We start from the raw sequence: 24,374 nt of genomic DNA, 5'->3' as shown, positions 1-24,374 counted from the left end.
AGAAGCAGCACGCTCTTCGGGGATGCGCGCGCCCACGCCCGGAACTTAGCAGGTGAGAGTGTATGAAATTGGGGTAACACTCTCGCAGTACACCCAACAAGGCCATATGCTGAAACGAACCTCAGGCGATGATGCCTGTCAACGTGGAAGGACCCCGCAATGGCTGGACTTGAAGACATTATCAACATGCTCCCGATCGACGAGATCGCGTCTAAGTTTGGAGTTGACAGGAGCACGGCCCAGCAGGCGATTCAGGAGGGCGGCGCAACCATCCTTAGTGGCCTGCAGTACAACGCGCAGACACCGGAAGGCGCTTCGGCCATCGAGCAGGCACTCAACAAGCACGCGGGCAACGTCGGCGATGGCACCATCGACATCAACTCAATTGACGTCAACGACGGCGGCAGCATCCTCGGTAAGATCTTTGGTCAGGAGAAGCAAGACGTCGTTCAGGCACTCAATCAGGAGCAGCGCACCGCGAGCATCGACTTTGCGAAGCTCCTGCCGATGCTCGCACCTGTCGTGATGGGCATTCTTGCCAACAAGATGAAGCCGAACCAGCAGGTTGAGCAAGCTCAGCAACAGCAACCACAAGCCGATGGTGGCATGCTCGGAACCATCCTCGGTGGACTGCTCGGCGGCGGAAACACACAGCAGCAACCGCAAGCTGGTGGTGGCATGCTCGGCAGCATCCTTGGTGGACTCTTCGGCCGTTGAGCACAGTTTCTGACTGATTGGTCAGGACATGAGGGCGCCGAACCTTCGGGTTCGGCGCCCTTTCGCATGCCTCACGTCTCGTTGCACTGGAGTAGATCTCCGATCAACGGAACGTGTCAGTAATGGAGGTGTCAGCCCTCGAAAGACGCAATGTACTCGTCGATTGCGGCGAAGTACTTGGCCTTCTCCTCGTCAGAGATCCAGCACACGTCGAACGAGTTCTTGGCGATCTGGATCATTTCCTCCGTGGAAACGCCGGACTTGGCCGCGTAGTCCACGTAGTTCTTGCCGATGTATCCGCCGAAGTATGCGGGGTCGTCGGAGTTCAGGGTGACCTTGACACCCTCACGAAGGAGCGCGGTGATCTCGGTTGCCTTCATGTCCTCCGTGACAAAGGAGTTGGACACTGGGCAGCAGGTCAGGCCAAGACCCTTTTCCTTGACGATTGCTACGAGCTCGGGGTTCTCAACGATATTGGTGCCGTGGTCGATACGGTCAACCTGGACGTCCTCGATGACCTGGCGGATGTTCTCGATCGAGCCGACCTGGTCGATGTCGCAGTGCATGGTGAGCTTGTAACCGAGCTCGCGGCCACGGGCAAAGACCTCAGCGAACTTGGCTGGTGGGTTGTCGCGCTCGTCGGAGTCGAGGCCCAGGCCGAGGATCTTGTCCGCAAATGGCACGGACATTTCGAGGTGCTCGGCGGCTGACTCAGCGGACATGTCACGCAGGAAGCACATGATGAGCTCGGCGGAGATACCGAGGTCTGCTGCGTCCTGGGTTGCGCGGTAGTAGCCGTTGACCACGTCAGCGAACGGCACGCCACGGGTGGTGTGCGCCTGGGGGTCGAAGAACATCTCGGTGCGCTTGACACCGTTCTCGGCTGCGCGGCGGAAGTACGCCATTGCGAGTGCGTAGAAGTCGTCCTCAGTCTGCAGCACGTTCATCGCTGGGTAGTACACGGCGAGGAAGGATGAGAGGTCGTTGAACTGGTAGCTCGCCTCGACCTCTTCGATGGTCTTCTGGTCGAGTTCGATATTGTTCTTAGCCGCGAGCTCAAGTTTGAGGTCTGGCTCCAACGTGCCCTCTACGTGGAGGTGCAGCTCTGCCTTGGGCAGGCCCATAAGGAAGGATTCGGTGGGTACGGCTGGGATTGGCACGGTTGCTCGTCCATTCTGAAGTATCTCTACTGCGGGGGTGCCCGAAGGGCTACTCCACAGTATCGCGCGGGGACGTTGGTCCTGCTCAGCGAGCCGCCACGGCCAGCGAGTTAAACGCGTGACGTGGCAGACCTCGCAGCCGGGTCACGCCGTCCGTGCCACCTGCACCATCTGTGCCAGTTGCGCCAACTACTCCAGGATCTCGCCGTCCACGTACAGCCACACGCCATCACGGCGTTCAAACCGACTGACCTCCTCTAGGAAGTCCCGCAGGTTGCCGTAACGAAAGTGCGCGCGGTAGTGCACGTATCCTTCGTTGCCCTCCGGCTCCGGCGCGTCCAGAACCCTTAGTCGCGTCCACTTCTGCTGCGCGTCTAGGGTTAGGTCCTGTGGAGTGGCCTCCGGCGCCCACGTCAGACGCAGGTACTCAGTGTCGAGCAGAAAGAACGCCGAGTACCGCGAGCGCATGAGCTGCTCGGGCGTCTGCGCGCGCCGCTCCCCCGCGTGTAGCGGGCCGCAGCACTGTGCATACAGTTCGCCCGTTCCGCACGGGCATTCGCCCTCGTATCTGTGTGCGACCATGTTCGACCTCTCTTCCTACCTAACTCTTGTCTATCGCGTCTGTGGGTGCAGTTCCAGCCCTACCGTGAACTGATTTCCGACGATATTGGCAGCCAACCCAGCACGCCCTGGATCTGCTCGTTCCAGTAATCCCAGTTGTGGTCGCCCGGGTGGGCGAGGTCAGAATCGACCGTCACACCCGCGGCCTTGGCGGCCGCGGCAAAGGCTTGGTTGTCCGCAAAGAGGAAGTCTTCGCTGCCGCAGCGCTGGTAGAGCGCCGGCAGTTCGGCCGGGTGTGCTGAGGCGAGGAGGTGGATGAGGTCGTCCGGTGTGCCCTCGGGGCCCTTGTCACCCCACACCTGCGGCACTTGTTCGCGTAGGCGGTCGAAGCTCTCGGAGCCCGCAACGTTGAGTGCGCCGGAGAGCGATGCTGCGGCGGCAAAGCGGTGGGGTTCGCGCAGCGCCCACTTGAACGCGCCGTATCCGCCCATGGAAAGTCCCGCCACGAACGTGTCTTCCCGCGCCGTTGAAACGTTGAACATGCGCGAGATCATTTCGGGCAGCTCGGTGGTGAGGAACGTCCAGTACTTTTGCCCGTATGCCTCGTCGCAGTAGAAGGAGCGGCCAACCTTTGGCATGACTACGAGCAGGCCGAGCTCACCAACGTAGCGTTCGATGAGCGTTCGGCGAGTCCACACGGAGTCGTCGCCCTCTAGGCCGTGCAAGAGATAGAGGACTGGCATTGCCCCGTTAGTGCCCACGCCTGCCGACTCTCCCGTGAGTCGCGCTTGGGTGTCGTTGACACCGCCTTCTGGGGCAATCACGGTCAGTGAGGATGATTCTCCGAGCGCTTGGGAGAAGAAGCGCAGGTCAAGCAGTGCCAACGTAATTCCTTTTCAGGTGAAGGTTTTGGCTCCAGTGTAGTGTGCGCGAGCCCATGCTAAGCGAGACCATTGGCTGCGGGTGCGGAGGCGCGCACGCAGCAATATCGTAAGTCGCATGAACACTCGCCTCACGCCAGCCTTGGCCACGGTTGCATTTTCCGTGGTGGCACTGCTCGGCGCTTGTGGCACCGATACACCCGTTCCCACGCCGACTGCCTCCACGCCACGTTCCAGCACGCCTCCCGAGAACTCCCCCTCAAGCACCTCCAGCACACCTCCCGAGTCTGCGGAAACGCCTGATCTCAGTGAGGTGCTCGGCAGCCCCGAGGTCGTTGCGCGGGATCTGAAAGCTCCCTGGTCCATCGTGTTCGTGGGAGAAACCCTGCTGATGTCGGAACGAGACACCGGTCGCATCCTTCAGCTCGGCGTGGAGGGCGACTTCGCCAGTATCGCCACCATTAAGGGAGTGCAACACGGAGGCGAGGGCGGGCTGCTCGGCCTGGCCTACCACGAGGGCTACGGGCTCTACGTCTACTCAACCACCGCCAATGGAAACAGAGTCGAACTCTACCCACTCACTCAGGCTGACGGGGCGATCACACTCGGATCACCCAGCACAATCGTCGAAAATTTGCCATTTGCGGGTTTCCACAACGGCGGGCGGCTCGCAATTGGGCCGGACGAACACCTGTACGTCTCCGTAGGAGACGCGGGCAACCCCGAGCACGCGCAGGACCCGGCGAGCCTGGGTGGCAAGATCCTGCGGTTTAGCCTGGATGGCTCCATCCCTGCCCAGGGGCCTGCACCGGACGGCAATCCACTGGAAGGGTCGCCCGTGTGGAGCCGGGGTCACCGAAATGTGCAGGGGCTGGCGTGGGCCGCGGACGGGACGATGTACGCATCCGAGTTTGGGCAGAACACGTGGGATGAACTCAACGTGATTGAGCCGGGCAAGAACTACGGATGGCCTGTGATCGAGGGAATCGGCGGTGAAGAATGGTACGTGGATCCGATCGCACAGTGGGGCACCGACGAGGCGAGCCCCAGCGGGATCGCAGTTCTGGATTTTGCCGCGGGTCCGGTGGTTGCGATGGCGAACTTGAGGGGGCAGTCGTTGCGGCTCGTGGATGGGGGCGACCCAGAAGCTCAGACTCTGGCTATTGATGACCTCGGGAGGATCCGGGACGCGGTGCTCGCGCCGGACGGCGCACTGTGGATCATCACGAACAACACGGACGGTCGCGGCTCGCCGAGGTCGGGAGACGACAAACTCCTGCGGATTACGGTCCAGGGACAGTAGCAATGCGGCCGCGACAAGAGGTCATGCGTCCAACCTAGAAGTTTTCCCCGCCCCCACGGAATACATTCCATGAAAGACGTGGTCTTGGGATTTTCTACCCAGTGTGAACGTGCACAATCCGCTAGGTTGGAATGTGACAGGAAACACTCATCGCGTGAGGAAGGTGCCAACGTGGCTCCAGTATCGAACGAAACCCTCAACATCATTGACCGCTGGTGGCGCACCGCCAACTACCTCTCGGTCGGCCAGATTTACCTGCTCGACAACCCACTTCTGCGCACCGAACTCACGCGCGACCATGTCAAGCCGCGACTCCTTGGACACTGGGGAACCACGCCGGGCCTCACCTTCCTGTACGCGCACCTGAACCGCGCGATCAAGGAACGCCAGCAGTCCACCCTCTACATCACCGGCCCCGGACACGGCGGGCCCGGACTCGTCGCAGCCTCCTACCTGGACGGCTCCTACACCGAGACCTACTCCGACATCACCCAGGACACCGAGGGCGTGCAAAAGCTGTTCAAGCAGTTCTCGTTCCCCGGCGGAATCCCATCGCACGTGGCCCCGGAGACCCCCGGCTCCATCCACGAGGGCGGCGAGCTCGGCTACGCGCTCTCGCACGCGTACGGCGCAGCGTTCGACAACCCCGACCTGTTGGTGGCTGCGGTAGTTGGTGACGGCGAGGCCGAGACGGGCCCCCTTGCCACATCCTGGCACTCCAACAAGTTTGTGAACCCCGCCCAGGACGGCACCGTCCTGCCAATCCTGCACCTCAACGGGTACAAGATCGCCAACCCCACCGTGCTCGACCGCATCAGCCACGAGGAACTCGAGGCGCTGATGATCGGATACGGCCACAAGCCCTACTTCTTTGAGGGCGGCTACGACGAGTCCGAGGACATTCTTTCCGTGCACGCGCGCTTTGCCGCGTTGCTCGATGAGGTGTTCGACGAGATCGACGCCATCAAGGCCCGCGCGGCTGCCGGCGACGAAACCCGCCCCATGTGGCCAATGATCGTGTTCCGCACGCCAAAGGGCTGGACCGGCCCCGCGGAGATCGATGGCAAGAAGACCACAGGTTCGTGGCGCGCACACCAGGTTCCGCTCGCCAACGCCCGGGACACCGAGGCGCACCTCAAAGACCTCCACGACTGGCTTGCCTCATACAAACCCGAGGAGCTCTTCGACGAGAACGGACGGGTGGCCGAGGACATCACGTCGCTCACGCCCCCGGCTGACCTGCGCATGAGCGCCAACCCGCACGCGAATGGTGGCCTCTTGCTCAAGGAGCTGCGACTGCCTCCCATCGAGGACTTTGCCATCGACGTGCCGGTTCCTGCTTCAGGACTCACGGAGGCTCCCCGCGTGCTGGGCAGCTACCTGACCGAGGTCATCCGCCGCAACCCCGACAACTTCCGCATCTTCGGTCCGGACGAAACCGCGTCCAACCGCCTCCAGGGCGTGTTTGACGTGACGGATAAGCAGTGGAACGCGGAGTTCTTTGGACCGGAGGTGGACGAGCACCTCGCCCGCGCTGGCCGCGTCATGGAGATGCTGTCGGAGCACCAGTGCCAGGGCTGGCTCGAGGGCTACCTGCTCACCGGCCGTCACGGCCTCATGACCTCGTACGAGGCATTCATCCACATCGTTGACTCAATGTTCAACCAGCACGCCAAGTGGCTCAAGGTCACAAACGACATCCCGTGGCGCCGGCCCGTTGCATCGCTCAACTACCTGCTGTCCTCCCACGTGTGGCGCCAGGACCACAACGGATTCTCGCACCAAGACCCAGGCTTCATCGACCACGTGGTCAACAAGAAGGCCGAGGTCGTGCGCGTATACCTGCCCGCAGACGCCAACACCCTACTGGCCACGTACGAGCACTGCCTGCGGTCCAAGCAGTACGTCAATGTGGTGGTGGCGGGTAAGCAGCCTGCGCCGAACTTCCTGAACATGGATCAGGCCAAGGCTCACTGCGAGCGCGGCCTGGGGATTTGGGACTGGGCGGGCTCGGAGACCCCGGGCGAGTCTCCCGACGTGGTGCTTGCCGCGGCCGGCGACGTGCCCACCCTCGAGGTCCTCGCCGCAGCCGACATCCTGCGGCGCGAGCTTCCTGACCTCAAGGTTCGCGTGGTGAACGTGGTTGACCTCATGCGCCTGCAGGATGAGAAGGAGCACCCACACGGGCTCTCGGACCGCGACTTCGACACAATCTTCACGGCCGACCAGCCTGTGATCTTCGCGTACCACGGCTACCCGTGGCTGATCCACCGCCTCACCTACCGCCGCAACGGTCACGACAACATCCACGTGCGCGGTTACAAAGAGGAGGGCACCACAACCACGCCATTCGACATGGTCATGCTCAACGATTTGGACCGCTACCACTTGGTCATCGACGTCATCGACCGCGTGCCCGGTTTGGGTTCAAAGTACGCCGGCCTGCGCCAGAAGATGCAGGACAAGCGCATCGAGGCTCGCGCATACACCCGCGAGCACGGCCAGGACATCCCAGAGGTCCGCGACTGGGTCTGGCCCGACGCGGCAGACGCCGCCGACGGCAGCGAGGTCGAGGCCACGATCTCCACGGGTGGCGACAACGAGTAGGTAGGGCTCCTGCCTAAGTAGAGGTGGGGCGGCGCCCTGGGATACCCGGTGGCGCCGCCTACTTCTGCCCACGCCCCCACTCTTCCGACCCCACGCGCCCACTCTTCCGACCCCACGCACCCGGCCCAAAGGCTCTGTGGCCCCGCACATACGGCGAGTGCCGGTTTTTGGTGGTGAGTGCCGGATCTAGGATCCGGCACTCACCACCAAAAACCGGCACTCGCGGTGTAATGACGGACGTTGGGTGGGTAGGCGCGCGCGGGCGGCGGGTGCACCGGGAAATGATTTTCGACGATCGTGGTCACCTTCCAGCACCCGGTTGCCACTGCCCGTCCTCGTCCCGGTGCCATTCCTGGCGGGAGTCTTCGTCCACGCTAATGGGCGCAAAGTAGTAGGTGATGTCCGGCGACCATCCCGCGAGAGTGCTCGCCCACTGGCCCGCGGTGCCAAGGTCCGGAACCGGAACCGCAGCGCCAGTCATCTCGAGGTACGCGGACGTAGTGAGGTGGATGCCGTCGAAGTCGCGGGCCATGAGTTCCCACGCGGGAATGACCCACTCGCCCGTCCGCCCAGTGTTTTCGGACCACGTGTACCAGTTTTGGGAGGTCATCGTTCGCGGGTACTTGGCGCAAATATCTGCCCAGTCCGTGTGGTGTGCGACCTCATAGATGTTCAGGTTATGCGGGTTAACGTGCCAGCTTGAAGCCCGTTCGTCCCCGAACGAGTCTTCCTGGAAATGCAGAATCTTGGGTGTTCCAAGTTCCGTGGGTGGGGTAGAACTTGCCAGAGTAAAAGTTGGAAACGACCACCAGACGCCGCTGTATTCGCGGCCCGGGTGTTTGCGCCTGTATTCGGAGTCCCGGGCCTCGGCCTTAGCGTTTTCTGCGGCGTCATCCGCAAGGATCTGCGCTATCGCTTCGGCCTCGCGTTGGTGTGCATGCAGTTCGATGGCAGGCTGCTCAGTCTTCTTCTGCCACCACTTCCGCTTCGGAGCAGGAGTCTCATTACGTCCGGGGAAGTACACGACCATTTGCCGGGCGGAATCGTGCGGCCTGTTCCAACCTGCGGCGCCTTCGCTCGCGAGGATGTGCGCGGCCACCCGCACAAGGGCGGCGCGCACAGGCGCAGACGCCGCGATGCGTTCCTCAGCATCCAAAGGCTGGCCCCACAGGTGTAGTTCATCCACCGCCCGAGTCAGCGCGGCTCTCAGCAGATCTCGACCCGCAGCCCCGGTGGGCATCGCATCAAGGTCGAACTCATCCAGTTTGCGCGCAACGGCGCCCGGCAGGTTCGCCAAATTGACACCTTGGTCAACGAGCGAGCTCTCAACGGCCATGACGAGCTCATTTCCGCTTAGCGGCTTTCCCGACTCATCCCAGCCGAAGCTAGCGCGCCCTTGGTCACTCGCGCCTTCAACAAACGAAACGTCAAACAGGAACCGCCTAAACTCGTCGGCTGCCGAGGTTTCGTCTTCCTTGCCGAACTCTTGGACGTAGGCCATACACAGATTGCGGCCAACCACGCTCTCAACCAACTGCTCTGGGGTGATCATGTTTCCGAGCATACGCATGAGTCCCACGAAACGAGCGCTGGTACGCGAGCAGAATCGTCGGGAATCAACTCCCCCTCGTCCCTAGTTACGGCGCAGTGCGAGGGTGCGGGGACTCTGGCGCGGCAGCCTGGGATTAGCCAGGAACGGCAGCGCAACTGCCAGCGCACTCCGGCGCGAAGAAGCAGCCGGCGCAGGCGATCCGGGCAGTCGCATCAATGGTCAAGCCTGTCCGAGCGGACGCGTCAGCGGCCGGTTCCTGCTGAACGGGCCCTGCCGGGGCCGTGCGGGCGCGGAGCGTGGCGTCCTCGCGCTGCATGAGCGCGAGGAGATCGTCTGGGATGGCGCCCTTCACCGCGATCACAGGAACAGCCTGCCAATCTGGAAGATGCCCACCGCGAGCAGCCACGCAAGCAGGATCGAGCCACCCACGGATCCGGCGGTAATCTTAGCGCCGAAGAGGCGTTTCTGCTCGGCAACCGTGACCATGCACGGCGTGTAGACCAGGCAGAACACCATGAACGCGGCGGCCGCGAGCGCCGGGTATCCGCCTGAACTTGCGTCAAAAGTAGCGTGCAGCTGTTCCGAGAGGTCCCGAGGCGCTGCACCCTCGGCGGGCTCATCCATGCCGTAAGTGGTGGCGAGCGTACCCACTACCGCTTCCTTAGCCACAAATCCGGTGATGAGCGAGGCGGAAATGTGCCAGTCGCCGAAGCCCGCGGGCTCAAAAATCGGTGCGATTGCGCTCGATGCCGCCCCGAACAGGGATGACTGCACGGGCATGTCCATGTCACCGATCGCGTGCTCGCCATCCACGGGGATCGCCATGAGCGTCCACACCCCCATTGACAGAGCAAGGATGACCACGCCAGCACGGCGCGCGAAACCCGAGCAGCGCAGGGCTACCGCTCGGCCGAGCGAGCCAAACCGTGGGGTTTGGTAGGCGGGAAGCACAATCACAAGGGGCTCCCGCACGAGCGAGTGGAACGCTGTTTTCCGCAAGGCATACGCAACCCCGAGGATCACCAGCGCGGACACGATGTACATGGCAAACACGACCGTGCCAGCATGCCCGGGGAAGAACACCGATGCCAGTAGAAGGTAGATGACCAGTCGTGCCGTGCAGGACGAGTACGGAATGAGAAGACCCGTCAGAAGGCGCTGCCTCGCATCGGGGATCGTCTTGGTGGCGGTTAAGGCTGGGATGTTGCAGCCGAACCCGATAACCAGGGGAAGGACCGCCCGACCGTCGAGCCCGAGTGACTGCATTGCCCGGTCCGCCATCACGGCGACCCTGGCAAGGTAACCCGAGTCCTCCAGCAGGAAGATCATGGTGAAGATGATCGCCATGAGCGGCAGGAAGCTGACCACTGTACCCACGCCGGCGATGAGGCCGTCGACTGTCAGGGACATGAGCCATCTAGGCGCGCTTGCGAGTTCAAGGAGTCCGGACACTCCGGACGTGAGTGGCCCCGTGACCAGTCCTTCGAGCCAGTCCTGAATCGGGCCGGAAATGGTGGTGGTCAGTTGGAAGGTTGCCCACAGGACCGCAAGGAACACGGGGATGCCGTACAGCGGACGCAACAAGAACCGGTCAAGCCGGTCAGACGGCGTCGCCCGACCTTTCGCACTCGAACCGTCTTGGCCTTCGTCTGCGGGCTGGATGTGTTCAAGGACTTCACGGACCCAGCCGAACAGTCTGTGCGCCCGCTCTAGTTCCTCGTCTGCCTCCAAACGGGAAACCCCAGAATGGGAAGCCTCCGGAGGAGAAACCCCAGCAGCGGGATCCGCGCCCGGGTTAACGGTGCTGGAAGTGGCGGCAGGATCGTCGAAAATTGGGAGCGGAATGAGCCCCGAAGGGGCGCGGTCAACGCGATCGAGCGCGGCCTCAAGCTCAGCGGCACCGCGGCCAAGGCGCGGGTTGATGGGCACAACCGGCGCACCGAGCGCGCGGGCCAGGCGCTCGGGATCCACCGAGGTGCCAGAGGCCGCGGCCATGTCGTTCATACTCAACGCCACGACCACGGGAACGCCGCTGAGCCTGGTCTGTGCATACAGGTAAAGGGACGAGCCGAGAGCGGTGGCGTCTAGGACGACGACGGCGAGGCGGTGGGAGTCTGCCCCAGCCGCGGCGATCTCGCGCGCACAGTCGTCCACGGCATGTGCTGTGACTTCCTCATCGGGCGAGGTGGGGTTCAGAGAATAGGTGCCGGGCAGGTCCGTGATCGAGACCCGCTCGCCCGTGGCCAAAGCCCACGTCCCCACCTCAACGCTGACGGTTGTGCGTGGGACGTTCATGGTTTTCTGGTGCGAACCGGTCAATAGGTTAAACAGCGTGGACTTGCCCACGTTGGGGCGCCCCACGAGGATGATCTGGCGGCCCGTGAGAGGCAGTGTTGCGGTTGCGGCACCTGCTCCAGCCGCACCGGCACCCACCTGGACCGATCCATCACCGGTATCGTGGCAGGTCATCGCCGCGCGCTGCCCGCAAGTTGCACGTGAACCTTGCTCGCTGCCTCGGGCGCAAACGCAATGCGCTCAGCGCCGAGCTTGATCACCCTGCGCCGCCCGAACCCGCTGAGAATAGCTGCGGCGGTCGAGCCGGGAAGCAGCCCCATTTCGGCGTAACGGAGTTGCTGCGCGGGCGTGCCCTCCACGTAGAGGACCGTGACCGTGGAATCCAATGGGCAGTTAGATAGGTTCACGCTCCCAACTTAGGTTAGTAGAGCCTAAGTTCGCAGGGACTTTGGTCCCGTTACGCAACATCCACGTTGCGTAATCTTCGAGCGGATTGCGGCCTACAGGAGGGCGCTGCGCCCCCCCTTCCTCGCCGAGATCCTAGCTGGCAGTTAGGAACTCACCGCCGCAGTTAGGATCTCGGCGCAAGAGGGATGACCCGACGGACCTCCCGCGCAACCACCTCCACCGCTGGCCCCAGTTCGCCGAAGTCCACGCTTCCGTACGCAATCACGATTCCCGCCACCGGCGCCTGCGCCGGCCCCTGCGCCGGCCCCTGCGCCGGCTGGTTCCAGTACGCGCCAAGGTCTCCCACCAGCACGCCCAACTCAGCGCAACTCCGCTGAACGTCCAAACTCACGGCGTGACTGGGCAGCTCCACGATCGCGTTCGCGCCCGCGTTCATCTGCACCCCGAACTCACCCAGCGCGGCAGACACAACCTCCCTGCGCCGCACAATCTCCCGCCTGCGGCGGATCAGGTGACGGCGAAGCCCGCCTCCGCTCAAATAGGAGGCAACGGCGCGCTGGGCGATTGCAGAGGCGCCCGACCCCAGGTCACCTCGAGCCGCAAGCAGACCCGCGTGCAGCGCGGCCGGCGCGATCAAGTACCCGATCCGGGCATCCGGGGTCAGCACCTGATTGAACGTTCCCAGGTGGACCACGCTCTGCGGCGCGAGCTCCCACAGGCTCGGCAAGATCGCTCCCACATGCCGGTACTCGGAGTCCAGGTCGTCCTCGATCACGAGCACGCCCCGGTCCTCGGCGCGCGCCAGCAGTTCGAATCGCCGCGGTGCGGGCATCGATCCGCCCACCGGGTACAGGTGATTCGGCGTCACCAGAATGGCCCCCACTGCAGCCGGCAACTCACTGGCCACAAGCCCCTGCGTGTCCACTGCGAGAGGCAGCGCCTCCACCCCAACCCGGGTCATGACCCTGCGCAGGCCCGGATAGCCCGGGGACTCAAACCCCACGGCTGACTGCGGACCGCTGTCAGCGCCAAGCGCGGCGAGCACGAGCGCGAGCCCATCTCGAGCGCCCGTGGTCACAAAAATGTCGGCTGGATCCACCACCATGGACCGCATCAACCGCAGGTGCTCGGCGATCGCCTCGCGCAACTGCGCGAGCCCCTGCACGGACTCCCCCGGCTGGCTGTGCGCGCCCTGCTGCGGCGTTGCCGCCGCCCGCCATGCCTCGCGCCAGCTGGAATCATCAACCACGACCGGCAGGTGCACGTGTGGAGTGAGGTCCAGCTGCGCTGGATGTGATTCACGACGATCGTGGTCACCACCCAGCCTCATACCAGCGGCCGTCGTGGCGCGTCTCGCCGGCCGTGCCCCAGCACTGGCAGCGACTGGCCGGGCTGAGGTGTCGGGGTGGATGCGGGTCTTCCCTCCGGGGGTTGCCACAAGGTAGCTCTCGGCCACGAGCTGGTCATATGCGGCCACGACTGTTCCCCGCGATACCCCGAGTTGGCTCGCCAACGCCCTGCTTGAGGGCACGGGCTGGCCCGGCTCGAGCGCTCCTGCGGCCACGAGTCGGCGGATCTCCGCAGCAATTTGGACAGCCATGGGCTCGGGCACGTCGGAGCGCAACACGATGGGGATCATGGGGCCAGCGTAGCGCGCGGAACGGGAATCTGGTCCATGCAACCGCCCTGTGAACCCCGCCCACAGTGGGCCAGTTTGCAACCAAACCCGAGCACCCTCGGTCGTTTTTGCCCGTGAACGTCTCGCGGCTAGGCTGAAGAGATGCAGCCAGAGACCCCAGCAGCGCAGCCCAACAAGCCCGCAGCCACCACCCTGTCCTATCGAACCGAACACGGTGGCACGATCGCATTCTTGATCGGATCCGGGGTCGTTCTCGGTGGCCTGGGCGTCCTTGCGCTGTCTGGAGTAATGAAGAGTCCGGACGGAAGCACTTTTGCCTCGCGAATCATCGGGGCCCTTCTTCTGGTGGGACTCGTGATGGTTTGGCGGCAATTGCTTCCCGCCCTGAGGACCACGGTCCAGCTCACCGACACGGATGTTGAGGTGGTCCGAAGCGGGCACACTGTCCGCACATACCCGCTGGCCACGAGCACTTTCTCGCACGGCAGCGCGCACTTTGCGGGGACATCCGACACCAAGGTGAACCGCTCGATTACGGTCAAGACCGAGGAGGGGCACACCTTCCCGCTCCCACTCCTGCGCGGCCCCGACTTCACCGCGTTCGTCTCCGCTCTGAGCGCTCACACGGCCGCAACCATCACTAGGGGCCCCGTCCGATCAGTCTCTTCGGATGCCGAGGCGCACCCGGAGCCCGAGGATGGTTGGGGAACACTCAAAGAGCCTGTCACCCTAACAGCATCTCGAAACGGCACCGTCCGCACGATCCGCAGGTCTGCTCTGGTTCTCGGGCTTGCCGTGGTCGCTGCCGCAATACTCATCCCCGTTGCAGGCGCCACCAAGATCAGTGCACTCGCGGTTCTCGGATGGCTCTGTGCGCCGCTTGCGATTGTTGCAGCGATCTCGCTCGCAATCTCCGCCAGCCGCTACGCCAACGGACACCGCCAGCTCACGATCGCCCCAGATTCGATCTCGGTGGATGCCGACACGCTCTACTATTCGGAGATCGCCGTCATTGGCCTCTCCCCCAAGGCGGCCCCCGTTCGCCTGATTCACGTAGAGTTCCACGACGGCTCAACCCACGACTGGGAGTTCTTTGGCTCAACCAAGTCCGAAGCCACCGACCCGTTCCCACGCTGGCTTCAGGTGGTGAGCCTTCTTGACCAGGCCACCGAGAATGCTCCCGAGATGCTCCGCATGGAAAACCTCTGACCACAGCCAGTACCGCGAGCCTCCCTCGCACCAACCCGCAAACTGGTACATCCCAAGTTTCTCTAACCGGATCTGGCCCTAGTCCAGTTTCTAGTGGATTCTTGTCTGTGAACCCGTGTTTCACAATCCCAAGGAGTCCACCATGAGCACAACTGCGCCCGCGAACAGCACAAACACCAACCCAAGCACCCACCCAGCCGCACCCGAGGGAAACGCCACCACGATCGTCGAAAATCATGATCTGGTTCCCGCAAACCGCCTCAACACTGGGCTGGCCAAGATGCTCAAGGGCGGCGTGATCATGGACGTGGTCAACGCCGAGCAAGCCAAGATCGCCGAGGACGCCGGGGCCGTTGCGGTCATGGCACTCGAGCGAGTGCCCGCGGACATTCGCGCGCAGGGTGGCGTGGCCCGCATGAGCGACCCTGACCTGATCGACGGCATCATCGAGGCAGTCTCGATCCCCGTCATGGCCAAGGCACGCATCGGACACTTCGTTGAGGCGCAGGTGCTCGAGGCGCTCGGCGTGGACTACATCGACGAGTCCGAGGTCCTCTCCCCCGCCGACTACATCCACCACATCAACAAGCGCGAGTTCAGCGTGCCGTTTGTGTGCGGGGCAACTAACCTGGGTGAGGCTCTGCGCCGCATCACCGAGGGTGCCGCGATGATTCGCTCCAAGGGCGAGGCCGGAACAGGTGACGTCTCCGAGGCAATGAAGCACATCCGCACGATCAAGGCGCAGATCGCGCGCCTGACCTCGCTTTCCGAGGACGAACTGTACGTGGAGGCCAAGGAGCTCCAGGCCCCATACGAGCTGGTCAAGCAGGTGGCACGCGACGGCAAGCTCCCCGTGGTCCTGTTTGTGGCGGGTGGCGTGGCCACCCCTGCGGACGCCGCGATGATGATGCAGCTGGGCGCCGACGGCGTGTTTGTGGGCTCGGGCATCTTCAAGTCAGGTAACCCAGAGCAGCGCGCCCGTGCGATCGTCCACGCAACCACCCACTTCAACGACCCAGCCGAGATTGCCAAGGCGTCCCGCGGCTTGGGCGAGGCCATGGTCGGCATCAATGTGGCGGACCTTCCAGCTCCGCACCGTTTGGCGGAGCGCGGCCGGTGACCCCTCCTCTTATCCCGGTGAACAAGGTAGCGCAAACACAGCTAGGGTCTCCGCGAAGCGAGACTCTGGCGGAGTTGGAGCGGATGCCGTTCGACGGAGTCAAACACAGAATTGGCGTTCTAGCCTTGCAAGGCGCCGTCTCCGAGCATGCGGACATGCTGTCCGTGCTCGGGGCGGACGTCTCGCTCGTGCGCACGCCCGCCCAACTCGATGGGTTGGATGGGCTGGTCATGCCTGGCGGCGAGTCCACTGCGATCGCCCGGCTCGCAGCCCCGATGGGGCTGCTCCGCGCGATTCGCGCCAGGTTGGACGGTGGAGATTTTGGCGTGCTCGGCACGTGCGCGGGCCTGATTTTGCTTTCCGACGATATTGCTGAGCCGGGTGCATTGGCGGGCTTTGATCGGGTGGGCGGGCTGGATGTCCTCGTCGAGCGCAACGGCTACGGCGGGCAGTTGGCGTCGTTCGAGGCAGACGTTGAGTGTGCAGCGGAGGATTTTGAGGTCGGCACAATTCCTGCTTCCACGCCGAGCCGCGTGGCGTTCATCCGGGCGCCGATCATTCGCCGAGTTGGCGCGGGCGTCCGCGTTGTTGCCACCCATCAGGGGAATCCGGTGGCGGTTGCCTCCGGACGCATCGTGGCTGCGGCCTACCACCCTGAGATCACGGGCGACCTAGCGTTGCACCGGTACTTCCTGAGGACCCTTGGAGTTTCCTCGTCGGTGTAGTTCTGTGTGGAACCGCCTATGACACCGGGATCTCTAGGCCCGCACGCGAGGCAAAGACCGCAAGCTTGACACGGTTGTTCATGTGAGTCTTGCTCATAGCGTTTGACACGTAGGTCTTGATGGTGCTTTCGCCGACGTGGAGCTCCTGTGCGATCTCTGCGTTGGTCAAGCCCGATGCTAGGAGCTTGGTGGTGGCGAGTTCCTGGCTCGTCAGCGTGTCAACTAGCCTTCGCTCTTCTGAACTTGGTGTTCGCGTGCCTCCAGACCGAGTCTGCTCTGCAATGATCTTTGCGGCGCGGGGCGAGAACCAACCTGACCCCTCGGCGGCGCTCGCGACTGCCGTGATCATGGCTGCGGGGCTCGTATCCTTGGCCAGGAACCCGTCAGCTCCAGCGTCCACCGAGTCCAAGATGGCATCGTGCGTGTCAAAGGATGTCATCGCAATGATTCCCGCTTTCACGCCACGCTCCCTCATCTGGCGGATCGCCGTCACGCCGTCCATGTTGGGCATCCGCAGATCAATCAGGACGACATCCGGTTTGAGTTCCACGGCCAGACGCACGGCCTCGATGCCGTCCGGTGCCTCAGCCACAACCTGGTTCACTGAGCGCGGTTGCCCGTCCTCGCCGACAGTTTTGGCGCTTTCACTGTAGATCTTCACTGCTGCGCGAACCATGGCGTCGTCGTCAACGATCATGACGCGCACGGGCGCTGTCCTGTTCGGGGTGAGGTTCATTCCATCCTCTTTGCTTGGTAGGTCGATTCGGGCGGGCGGAGTGTGCCCGATAAGGTAGGTGCTGTCAGAATCCGGGCAGGCTCAGCTCGTGCGAAGGCTCGGCCCACGGGAACTTGGCGTTCAGGATCCACACATCTCCTAGTTCGGATACCGTGACCTGGCCTCCCACGCTCGCCGCGCGTTCCTGCATGCCCGGAATACCGGCCCGCGATCCTTGGGACTGCCGGGACGCGTCATCGGACTTCTGGTTAATCACGTCGATGGAGATTCCAAGGCCGGGTGCTCCAAAGACCCTCAGCAGGATCGGAGTGTCCACCCCGTACCTGATCGCATTGGTCAAAGCTTCCTGCGTAATTCGGTACACGGCGTTGGTCAGGTTCTGCGGTGCAAGCTCGCCGTCTTGGATTCGGATGTCCGGGCTCACCGGAGCACCCGACTCTTGGGCCTCCGCCACTAGTTGGTCGAGGTCTACGAGTGACGGCTGCTTACCTAGATATCCCTCACTCGACGAGTCGCGCAGCGAGGTGATGAGGCTGCGCATCTCGTCAAGGGCCTTGCTCACGGACTCGCGCATTGCCTTGGCGGAGTCCGCCACGTTTTCGTCTCCCGTCGTCACCTCGAGCACACCTGCTTGGAGGGAGATGAGTGAGAGTTGGTGGGCCACGGTGTCGTGCATTTCTCTGGCGATGATCTCGCGTTCCTGTTGGCGCGACAGCTCGTCCTTAAGGCCCTCCGTGACCTGGACGTTCTCTTGGAGGAGGGAGACCGACTGCTGAAGAATGCTTTCCTGCTCCTTGAGGATCGTGTCCTTTTCGTGGAGTTTCATGTCCACCTGCTGCAGGATCGTGCCCACCGAGTCGGCCCTGTTTCGGTACTTGGTTACAAACCCCATGGTGATGGGAAATGCCACCATCACGATTCCGAGCAGGATGTAGGCAAGTGCTTCAGACTGAGCAAAAGACCCTTGTTCCGGATCCGCCAAAGTGAACACGCTCGCGTAAGTTGGGCGCTGAAAGTCCTTGTACAGGATGAACGCGGTCAGTGAGATCGCAGCAAAGATACTGACCGCGGCCTCCTTGACTGGCCGCTTTGCAATGACCCATGTGAGAGGAACGAGCACACCAAACGGCGAGATTGGGAATACGAGCGCGAGCACCGCGTTGAGCCAGAAGATTTGGGTTGGGTACTCCCTGCGCACCACCATTGAGCCGCCGGCCGCTATCGCAATCATCATCGATACACCGGCTCCGATTGCCTCGGCACCCGTAAGTTCAGTTGACCCATCTGCGGACGAAAACACGTACGCAACAAACGCTATGCCCATGAAAATCACGGAAACCACGGAAATGGTTGTCAGCAGTTTGCGACCTACCCGCTTTGCCTCCGACTGAGCTGTGACGGTTGGCCGGAAGCCGGCCGGGCCAGGAAACTGGCCAGGCCCCATTGGCTGACCCATTGGCTGACCTTTCCCCAGCTGCTGCCCCGCGCGGAACGTCGGCCACGGCCCCTGTTGCTGCCCGTTGTGTTGCCACGGCGGCACGCTGTTGTGGTGTGGCGGCACGTCACCCTGTGGGCGCGCGAATGGATTAGTCATGGCACAACATTAGCGCCCCTATCCGACATTTCCCCTCCCCCAAGTGGCCACCAAACTCCGGCCGGTTGGGGGAGGTGGAGATATGCCTCTGACCTGCAGGATTGAATCACTGAAACTTCGAGAAAGGCCGAACGATGGAAACCCCAAACCGTTTCAATCCTCTTCAGCCGTTCGCACAGCAGTCTGGCCCAGTGCAGGGTCAGCCCAACTCAGACCAAGGACAGCCGATCATGCAGAACCAGCAGCCCAACCAAGCGAACGGACAGGACCCAATGAACTCCCGGAACTCGCAGCAGCCTCCGACCCAGCAGTTCCCCCAGCAGCCAGCGCAGCCCCAGCAGCCGGGCGCGAGCTTTGACCCAATGCAGGGCCACTATCCAGCACAGGGTCAGCCGTTCCCAGCCATGACTCCACCCGAACCCAAGAAGAACTGGTTCTCTCGCCACAAGTTCCTGACTGCTATCGGTGCGGTGGCCGTCATCGGCATTGCGGCGTCCGCGTTCGGCGGCGGTTCCTCGGACACCCCGACCCCGCAGGCCAGCCCTTCGTCCTCGGCCACACAGGAGGTCGACAACTCAAAGGACAAGGACGCCAAGGAAGACAAGCCCGAGGAGAAGCCCGAAGAGGCCCCGGCAGCCGACTTCAAAATCGGCGACGTGGCCGAGGTCGGCGACATGACTTACAAGGTCACGAGCGTCAAGACGTCCAAGACCGTGGGTAGCCAGTATCTCGAGGAGAAGGCCAAGGGCACCTACGTGGTGGTCGAGGTTGATGTCACCAATAACTCGAACGAGTCCGCACTCATTTCCACCTCGTTCTTCAAGCTGCGCAGCGGCGACAAGACCTTCGAGGCGGACGACATGGCCTCGATCACCGCAAACTCGTCTGACGATCTCGACTCCTTCTTCCTGGAAGAACTCAACCCTGACCTGACCGCCTCGGGCATCGTGGTCTTTGACGTCTCGGAGAAGGTCGCCAAGGCCAAGGACAACGTCCTCGTTGCGCAGACGGGATTCTGGGGCACCCAGACCGTCGACATCCTGCTCGCCAAGTAAGCAAGTAAGCGAGCAGCGCTCAAACTCGAATGCGGAGCGGGCATCGCCGAGTCTCGATCCCACGCGATCGGTTCGCAGGCCCGGTACGTCCCCACACGACACGTCCCGTCCACGCATTCGGCCATGATGATGCCCGGCAGCCTCCACCCCCTAGGAGCTGCCGGGCATCGGCGCGCCTGCGGACCTAGACTGAAATCTGGGAGTCATACCGGTATCAATCACCTAGAAAGCAAGGCCCCATGGACCAGCAAAAGATCGTCCCGAGTATCTGGTGCAATAACAACGTCGAGGAAGTCGTCGCGTTCTACGAGTCCACCTTTGGTGACGTGCAGAGAGGCACCACAACCCACTACCCCACCGAGGGTCTTCTGGACTTCCAGCTGGACTTCGCAGGCAAGCCGTTGTCGGTGGAGTTCACCATCTACGACCTCCGTTTCCTCGGCATTAACGCAGGAAATGAGTTCCACCCCAACCCTTCGATCTCCTTCATGGTCAGTTACACCCCTGACACGGACGCCGATCCCCAAGCCCGCATGCGGGCTGTGTGGGATCAGCTTGCCGCAGGCGGCAACGTGCTCATGCCACTGGACACTTACGACTTCAGTCCGCTATATGGCTGGGTCCAAGACAAGTTTGGTGTGTCGTGGCAACTGATTTTCGACGATTCTGGTGACGTTAATCCCGATGGATCGCCTCGCGCTCCACGGCGCCGCGTTATGCCCACCTTCCTCTTCTCCGGGGACAAGGTTGGCAGTGCGGAGGCAGCTGGGAAGCTCTATGTGTCGGTCTTTCCCAACTCACACACTGGTGACCTTGCCCGGTACGGGGAACCAACCGGCCCTGCCTCGGCTGAGGATCTGATGTTCTCCGACTTTTCGCTGAATGGCGAATGGTTTGCTGCGATGGACTCCGGCAACGAGGGTACGTTCCCGTTCTCCGAGGCAGTCTCCCTGCTCATTGAGTGTGAGGACCAGGAGGAGATCGACAGGTACTGGAATGTACTCTCAACCGTGCCCGAGGCCGAGGTATGCGGCTGGTGCAAGGACGAGTTTGGGGTGTCGTGGCAGATCGCGCCGCGGGACACGGCACGTCTCACCGAGAATCCTGCAGCGTATTCAGCCATGATGGGGATGAAGAAGATCGTGATCGCGGAGTTGGAAGAAGCGGCCCGCGGCGAATCGAGTTAATAGTGGTGGCCGGCTCCACCCCCTGCGGGCCACCTGAGAAGGGCGGTCGCAATGCGCATTTCAGTGCCAAAGGAACTCAAGAACCACGAGGATAGGGTGGCGCTCACACCAGCCGGCGTGCACGACCTTGCGGGCGCGGGACATCAGGTGACCGTTGAGTCCGGAGCCGGCGTAGAGTCTGGATTTACGGACGCAACGTATGAGGCGGCCGGAGCCAAGATCGTCGAGAATCAGGGCGCGCTGTGGGAAGAAGCGGAGCTGGTAGTCAAGGTGAAGGAGCCTACGCCGGCCGAGTATCAGTTCCTGCGTCCGGACCTGACAGTTTTTGCGTATCTGCACCTGGCGGCAGATCCGGAACTTGCGCGCGTGCTCATGGAGTCCCGCACGACTGCGATCAGTTACGAGACCGTGGAAACGGATAGTGGTGAGTTGCCGCTACTCGCTCCAATGAGTGAGGTCGCGGGGCGACTCGGCGTGCAGGTCGGCGCCTACCACCTGATGAAGCCCGTGGGTGGCCCAGGCGTGCTGATGGGTGGCGTGCCGGGTACGCCACCAGCCAAGGTCGTGGTGATCGGAGGCGGCGTAGCTGGCACCGGTGCCGCCATGACCGCTGCTGGCATGGGTGCGGATGTGACCGTCCTCGACATATCGGTGCCGCGCCTGAGGGCAATTGCGCAGGAGAGTAACGGCCGGATCCGCACGGCCTTCTCGTCCCACTTTGAAATTGCGGAACTCGTTTCGCAGGCCGACCTCGTCATCGGTTCGGTCCTTGTGCCGGGAGATTCCGCACCCAAACTCGTGACCGACGCGATGATTGCCGGGATGAAGCCGGGTTCGGTTCTGGTGGACATCGCGATTGACCAGGGTGGTTGCTTCGAGCACTCGCACCCCACCACGCACGACGACCCCGTGTTCAAGGTCCACGACACCCTGTTCTACTGCGTTGGCAACATGCCGGGTGCCGTGCCTAGGACGTCCACGATCGCGCTCACCAACGTGTCCCTCCCCTACATCAGGCAGATCGCCAACAACGGTCCTGTGGACGCAGCACGCAGGAACCCGGAGATTCAGCGCGGGTTCAATGTGTTCGATGGGAAGGTCACGCACCGGGGCGTAGCCAAGGCGCTGGGTGTTAAGCTCTACGGCTTCCAGGAGGCCACGGGAACGGCCTACCTCGAAGGCAACGTGTAATCGGTTACTCCTGAGGTGGGCCAGACTCTGCCGCTTCTGGGTCCATCCAGAATGGCTCAAAGTGGTTGCCATCGGGGTCGTCGAACTGCCGTTGGTACATGAAGCCAAGGTCCTGAGTCTTGCCCACCTTTGCGCCTGCACCCTCTGCCCGGGCTACAAAATGATCCACTGCTTCACGGGAATCTAGCGAGAACGAGATGAGAGCGAGTGACTGCGTCTTGGCGTCACCCGTCACCTTGCCTGTGCCCTCTAGGAACTGGGCGTAGAAACTACGCGTCAGAACCATGAGGTAGTTGTGCTCTGACAGCACCACGCAAATAGCGTTGTCGTCAGAGAAGTTGGGGTTGATGATCCAGCCCACGGAAGTGAAGAACTGCTTAGCCCGCGGTAGGTCATCGGTGATGATATTGACAAACAGTTGCGTACTCATGCTGGCTCCTTCGCCCTGTGATCAGGGCTTTTAGGGTATGACCCTTGCGGGCCTTACGTTCAGCAAACCAGCATCAGAGAGCACCTGCAACCGGAAAAACGACGGGCTCGGCCCACCTAGTCCCCAAACGGGAACAGGTTGTTTTGGTACACGTAGACCACCGCTTCCGTTCGGTCGCGCACGCCAATCTTGCGGAAGATCGCGGACAGGTGGGACTTGATCGTCGACTCCTCTACGCCCAGCATCTCCGCGATCTCAGAGTTCGACAGTGCCTCGGAGAGCAGTTTGAGGACAACCACTTCCTGCTTGGTTAGGAGGTCAAGACCCTGCGCGTCGAGGCGCCCGAGCGTGGCCTTCCTGGGGTCGGAGAACCGTTCCATGAGGCGCTTTGCTGGCCCTGGCGAAAAGACTGGTTGGCCCGCCGCGGCGGCGAGGATCGAGCCCGCGATCACCGCCGGCTCGGCGTCCTTGGTGAGGAAGCCCTGCGCGTTGACCGCGATGGCATCGCTCAGATAGTCGGCCTGGTCAAACGTGGTCAGCATGACCACGGGAAGGTCCGGGTGGTGTTCCTTGACCAGACGGCAGGCGTCGATGCCGTTGACCCGCTTCATCTGAACGTCCATCAACAGGACGTCAGGGCTCGACTCGGTAATCATGTCGAGTACTTCGTCGCCGTCACTCGCGGTGGCGACAATCTCAATGCCCTCTTCTTGTGAGAGGAGCTTGGACAAGATGTTGCGAATCATCGCGTCATCGTCGACCAACCCAACCTTCACGTTTTCAGGCGAACTCACGTCTTTCCTCCTGCTCTTCGAGCCGTATGCGCTTTGGTAAGGAGAACGTTAAGAGCCACCTACCTGAACCCGAACTTGTGGACACCATCCCGCCAATCGCTTCAAGCCTCTCGCGGATTCCGATGAGCCCAAGTCCAGACGAGGGAAAAAGAAGTTCCTTCGCCTCGTCGATTGTATTCACAAGTGCCACGGAAACCCGGGTGTCATCTGCGTTTACGGTCAGAATGATCGGCTTTTCCGTGGACCCATGGCGCACAGTGTTGGCCACAGCCTCCCGCATGCATGCAATCAGGGTGGAGAGTGCAAGAGGGTCCATTCCCTCGAATCCACCCTCCTGAATCATGTTGACGTGGAAGCCCTCGTTCTTGAGGTGCTGGACCTGGCGCCCAAGTTCCTTGTCGGGATCAATTACCTTGTAGTCACGGTAGCGCGCCTCATCGGCGTTGTTGCCGCGGAGCAGGCGCAGCAGTGCGCGCATCTCGGCGAGCGATTGGAGAGACAGGTCCGTGATCTCCGCGAGGTCGGCTTTAGATTCTTCGCTTAACTCCGGCCGAGTGGACGCGGCCCGTGCCCGCAAAACCACAGAGGACATCGAGTGCGCTACCGCATCATGCATCTCGCGGGCAATGACCTTGGCAAACTCTGCTGCCTCGAGCTTGGCTGCGGTCTCTGCCTCGGACGCCCTCGCCTCTTCAACCCTGATCCGGTCGTTGTAGGTCTGCAGGACCGTGCCAAACACCCAGGCGAGTACAAGGCATACGGCTGCAAGGAGGGCGGCACCCGGTTCGCCGGCGACTCCCCAGTAGATCACCACTGAGAACAGGGTGACAGCCGAGGTTGCGAAAGCCAGGGTGACCCGCCTGCGGGCGATCTGCATGACGATCGGGGTGTAACAGCCCACGTAGATGAAGGAAATCATCTCGGGGTTGAGGTTGTAGATGACCGCGATTCCGATGAGCACGATCGAGGAAAGTACCTCAAACCTGGGGTAGGCCAGGAGGAAAAGAGCCACCGTCATACCGATGACAAATGCACCCGAGTCGATGATGTCCCACATCACCAGAATGAACACTCCGGTGATAGCCAAGATCCAGAAAGTGTAGATGCGCTGCCAGTCGGGAAAAGCCCACTTCAGCAGGCGCAAAATTTCGTTTCGCCCACTCACCGGTTCGTCATTCACCTCGCCTTGCATTTATGGATCGTAGCAGTT

General features: G+C 62.3%; 22 protein-coding genes. 9 read left to right on the top strand and 13 right to left on the bottom strand.

What is annotated here, in order from left to right:
* Nucleotides 1–159: 159 nt before the first annotated feature.
* Nucleotides 160–717, top strand: coding sequence for a DUF937 domain-containing protein (locus HGSM_RS05265; RefSeq protein ID WP_019147702.1), 558 nt, complete (start codon nt 160–162; stop codon nt 715–717).
* Nucleotides 718–848: 131 nt separating this feature from the next.
* Here HGSM_RS05265 and add read toward each other — a convergent pair whose 3' ends face one another.
* From add to HGSM_RS05250, 3 genes are all read right to left on the bottom strand, one after another.
* Entirely contained in the window at nt 849–1,877 is a 1,029-nt protein-coding gene (gene add, locus HGSM_RS05260; protein ID WP_019147701.1) for an adenosine deaminase, read from the bottom strand.
* 189 nt (nt 1,878–2,066) lie between these two features.
* Entirely contained in the window at nt 2,067–2,459 is a 393-nt protein-coding gene (locus HGSM_RS05255; protein ID WP_019147700.1) for a YchJ family protein, read from the bottom strand.
* A 59-nt stretch (nt 2,460–2,518) separates the two neighbouring features.
* Nucleotides 2,519–3,322 (bottom strand): alpha/beta hydrolase, encoded by an 804-nt coding sequence (locus tag HGSM_RS05250; protein WP_019147699.1) that lies wholly within the window; start codon nt 3,320–3,322, stop codon nt 2,519–2,521.
* Nucleotides 3,323–3,437: 115 nt separating this feature from the next.
* Between HGSM_RS05250 and HGSM_RS05245 the strand changes: the two genes are divergently transcribed.
* Complete coding sequence (locus tag HGSM_RS05245) at nt 3,438–4,622, top strand: PQQ-dependent sugar dehydrogenase (RefSeq protein WP_019147698.1); 1,185 nt, start codon at nt 3,438–3,440, stop codon at nt 4,620–4,622.
* Between the two features lie 171 nt (nt 4,623–4,793).
* Nucleotides 4,794–7,229 carry a phosphoketolase family protein gene (locus HGSM_RS05240; RefSeq protein WP_019147697.1) on the top strand — a complete coding sequence of 812 codons (2,436 nt, stop codon included), beginning with the start codon at nt 4,794–4,796 and terminating at the stop codon, nt 7,227–7,229.
* A gap of 301 nt (nt 7,230–7,530) precedes the next feature.
* Here the strand turns inward: HGSM_RS05240 and HGSM_RS05235 are convergent, their stop codons facing one another.
* The 5 genes from HGSM_RS05235 to pdxR all read right to left on the bottom strand — a co-directional run bounded on the left by HGSM_RS05235 (nt 7,531) and on the right by pdxR (nt 13,123).
* A complete protein-coding gene (locus tag HGSM_RS05235; RefSeq protein WP_154646253.1) occupies nt 7,531–8,781 on the bottom strand; it encodes a hypothetical protein in 1,251 nt (416 codons plus the stop codon).
* A 133-nt stretch (nt 8,782–8,914) separates the two neighbouring features.
* On the bottom strand, nt 8,915–9,142 hold the full coding sequence (locus HGSM_RS05230; RefSeq protein WP_019147695.1) for a hypothetical protein: 228 nt from the start codon (nt 9,140–9,142) through the stop codon (nt 8,915–8,917).
* Nucleotides 9,139–11,250: a ferrous iron transport protein B gene (feoB, locus tag HGSM_RS05225; protein WP_019147694.1), complete on the bottom strand. Its 2,112-nt coding sequence runs from the start codon at nt 11,248–11,250 to the stop codon at nt 9,139–9,141. Before feoB ends, HGSM_RS05230 begins: the two co-directional genes overlap by 4 nt.
* Entirely contained in the window at nt 11,247–11,483 is a 237-nt protein-coding gene (locus HGSM_RS05220) for a FeoA family protein (RefSeq protein WP_081581345.1), read from the bottom strand. Before HGSM_RS05220 ends, feoB begins: the two co-directional genes overlap by 4 nt.
* Nucleotides 11,484–11,647: 164 nt before the next feature.
* Entirely contained in the window at nt 11,648–13,123 is a 1,476-nt protein-coding gene (pdxR, locus tag HGSM_RS05215; protein ID WP_019147692.1) for a MocR-like pyridoxine biosynthesis transcription factor PdxR, read from the bottom strand.
* A 141-nt stretch (nt 13,124–13,264) separates the two neighbouring features.
* Here pdxR and HGSM_RS05210 point away from each other — a divergent pair, with 141 nt between their 5' ends.
* From HGSM_RS05210 to pdxT, 3 genes are all read left to right on the top strand, one after another.
* Nucleotides 13,265–14,332 carry a hypothetical protein gene (locus HGSM_RS05210; protein WP_019147691.1) on the top strand — a complete coding sequence of 356 codons (1,068 nt, stop codon included), beginning with the start codon at nt 13,265–13,267 and terminating at the stop codon, nt 14,330–14,332.
* A gap of 142 nt (nt 14,333–14,474) precedes the next feature.
* Entirely contained in the window at nt 14,475–15,452 is a 978-nt protein-coding gene (pdxS, locus tag HGSM_RS05205; protein WP_019147690.1) for a pyridoxal 5'-phosphate synthase lyase subunit PdxS, read from the top strand.
* A gap of 83 nt (nt 15,453–15,535) precedes the next feature.
* On the top strand, nt 15,536–16,177 hold the full coding sequence (gene pdxT, locus HGSM_RS05200; RefSeq protein ID WP_019147689.1) for a pyridoxal 5'-phosphate synthase glutaminase subunit PdxT: 642 nt from the start codon (nt 15,536–15,538) through the stop codon (nt 16,175–16,177).
* A gap of 16 nt (nt 16,178–16,193) precedes the next feature.
* On the opposite strand, the gene HGSM_RS05195 is transcribed toward pdxT, so the two are convergent.
* Entirely contained in the window at nt 16,194–16,913 is a 720-nt protein-coding gene (locus tag HGSM_RS05195) for a response regulator (protein WP_019147688.1), read from the bottom strand.
* 64 nt (nt 16,914–16,977) lie between these two features.
* Nucleotides 16,978–18,507 (bottom strand): sensor histidine kinase, encoded by a 1,530-nt coding sequence (locus HGSM_RS05190; RefSeq protein ID WP_081581344.1) that lies wholly within the window; start codon nt 18,505–18,507, stop codon nt 16,978–16,980.
* A 134-nt stretch (nt 18,508–18,641) separates the two neighbouring features.
* On the opposite strand from HGSM_RS05190, the gene HGSM_RS05185 reads away from it, so the two are divergent.
* The 3 genes from HGSM_RS05185 (at nt 18,642) to ald (ending at nt 21,940) form a co-directional block, all read left to right on the top strand.
* Nucleotides 18,642–19,562, top strand: coding sequence for a DUF4352 domain-containing protein (locus tag HGSM_RS05185; RefSeq protein WP_019147686.1), 921 nt, complete (start codon nt 18,642–18,644; stop codon nt 19,560–19,562).
* A gap of 239 nt (nt 19,563–19,801) precedes the next feature.
* On the top strand, nt 19,802–20,749 hold the full coding sequence (locus tag HGSM_RS05180) for a VOC family protein (RefSeq protein ID WP_019147685.1): 948 nt from the start codon (nt 19,802–19,804) through the stop codon (nt 20,747–20,749).
* Nucleotides 20,750–20,800: 51 nt separating this feature from the next.
* A complete protein-coding gene (gene ald / locus HGSM_RS05175; RefSeq protein ID WP_019147684.1) occupies nt 20,801–21,940 on the top strand; it encodes an alanine dehydrogenase in 1,140 nt (379 codons plus the stop codon).
* Between the two features lie 4 nt (nt 21,941–21,944).
* On the opposite strand, the gene HGSM_RS05170 is transcribed toward ald, so the two are convergent.
* The 3 genes from HGSM_RS05170 to HGSM_RS05160 form a co-directional block, all read right to left on the bottom strand.
* Nucleotides 21,945–22,370 (bottom strand): VOC family protein, encoded by a 426-nt coding sequence (locus tag HGSM_RS05170; protein ID WP_019147683.1) that lies wholly within the window; start codon nt 22,368–22,370, stop codon nt 21,945–21,947.
* A gap of 116 nt (nt 22,371–22,486) precedes the next feature.
* Entirely contained in the window at nt 22,487–23,164 is a 678-nt protein-coding gene (locus tag HGSM_RS05165; RefSeq protein ID WP_019147682.1) for a response regulator, read from the bottom strand.
* Nucleotides 23,151–24,356, bottom strand: a complete 1,206-nt coding sequence (locus HGSM_RS05160) for a sensor histidine kinase (RefSeq protein WP_019147681.1) — start codon at nt 24,354–24,356, stop codon at nt 23,151–23,153. The genes HGSM_RS05165 and HGSM_RS05160 overlap by 14 nt, the downstream gene beginning before the upstream one ends.
* Nucleotides 24,357–24,374: the final 18 nt, after the last annotated feature.

The organism is Timonella senegalensis JC301 (assembly GCF_000312125.1).
GTDB classification, from domain to species: Bacteria; Actinomycetota; Actinomycetes; order Actinomycetales; family Cellulomonadaceae; genus Timonella; species Timonella senegalensis.
Note: the sequence above shows the minus strand (reverse complement) of the source record. Positions and strands in the feature narration are given on the sequence as shown.

Coding starts and splice junctions, on each gene's coding strand:
- HGSM_RS05265 (WP_019147702.1), top strand. CDS start 160: ATGGCTGGACTTGAAGACATTATCAACATGCTCCCGATCGACGAGATC.
- HGSM_RS05255 (WP_019147700.1), bottom strand. CDS start 2,459: ATGGTCGCACACAGATACGAGGGCGAATGCCCGTGCGGAACGGGCGAA.
- HGSM_RS05245 (WP_019147698.1), top strand. CDS start 3,438: ATGAACACTCGCCTCACGCCAGCCTTGGCCACGGTTGCATTTTCCGTG.
- HGSM_RS05235 (WP_154646253.1), bottom strand. CDS start 8,781: ATGATCACCCCAGAGCAGTTGGTTGAGAGCGTGGTTGGCCGCAATCTG.
- feoB (WP_019147694.1), bottom strand. CDS start 11,250: ATGACCTGCCACGATACCGGTGATGGATCGGTCCAGGTGGGTGCCGGT.
- pdxR (WP_019147692.1), bottom strand. CDS start 13,123: ATGATCCCCATCGTGTTGCGCTCCGACGTGCCCGAGCCCATGGCTGTC.
- HGSM_RS05210 (WP_019147691.1), top strand. CDS start 13,265: ATGCAGCCAGAGACCCCAGCAGCGCAGCCCAACAAGCCCGCAGCCACC.
- pdxS (WP_019147690.1), top strand. CDS start 14,475: ATGAGCACAACTGCGCCCGCGAACAGCACAAACACCAACCCAAGCACC.
- pdxT (WP_019147689.1), top strand. CDS start 15,536: ATGCCGTTCGACGGAGTCAAACACAGAATTGGCGTTCTAGCCTTGCAA.
- HGSM_RS05195 (WP_019147688.1), bottom strand. CDS start 16,913: ATGAACCTCACCCCGAACAGGACAGCGCCCGTGCGCGTCATGATCGTT.
- HGSM_RS05190 (WP_081581344.1), bottom strand. CDS start 18,507: ATGACTAATCCATTCGCGCGCCCACAGGGTGACGTGCCGCCACACCAC.
- HGSM_RS05185 (WP_019147686.1), top strand. CDS start 18,642: ATGGAAACCCCAAACCGTTTCAATCCTCTTCAGCCGTTCGCACAGCAG.
- HGSM_RS05180 (WP_019147685.1), top strand. CDS start 19,802: ATGGACCAGCAAAAGATCGTCCCGAGTATCTGGTGCAATAACAACGTC.
- ald (WP_019147684.1), top strand. CDS start 20,801: ATGCGCATTTCAGTGCCAAAGGAACTCAAGAACCACGAGGATAGGGTG.
- HGSM_RS05170 (WP_019147683.1), bottom strand. CDS start 22,370: ATGAGTACGCAACTGTTTGTCAATATCATCACCGATGACCTACCGCGG.
- HGSM_RS05160 (WP_019147681.1), bottom strand. CDS start 24,356: ATGCAAGGCGAGGTGAATGACGAACCGGTGAGTGGGCGAAACGAAATT.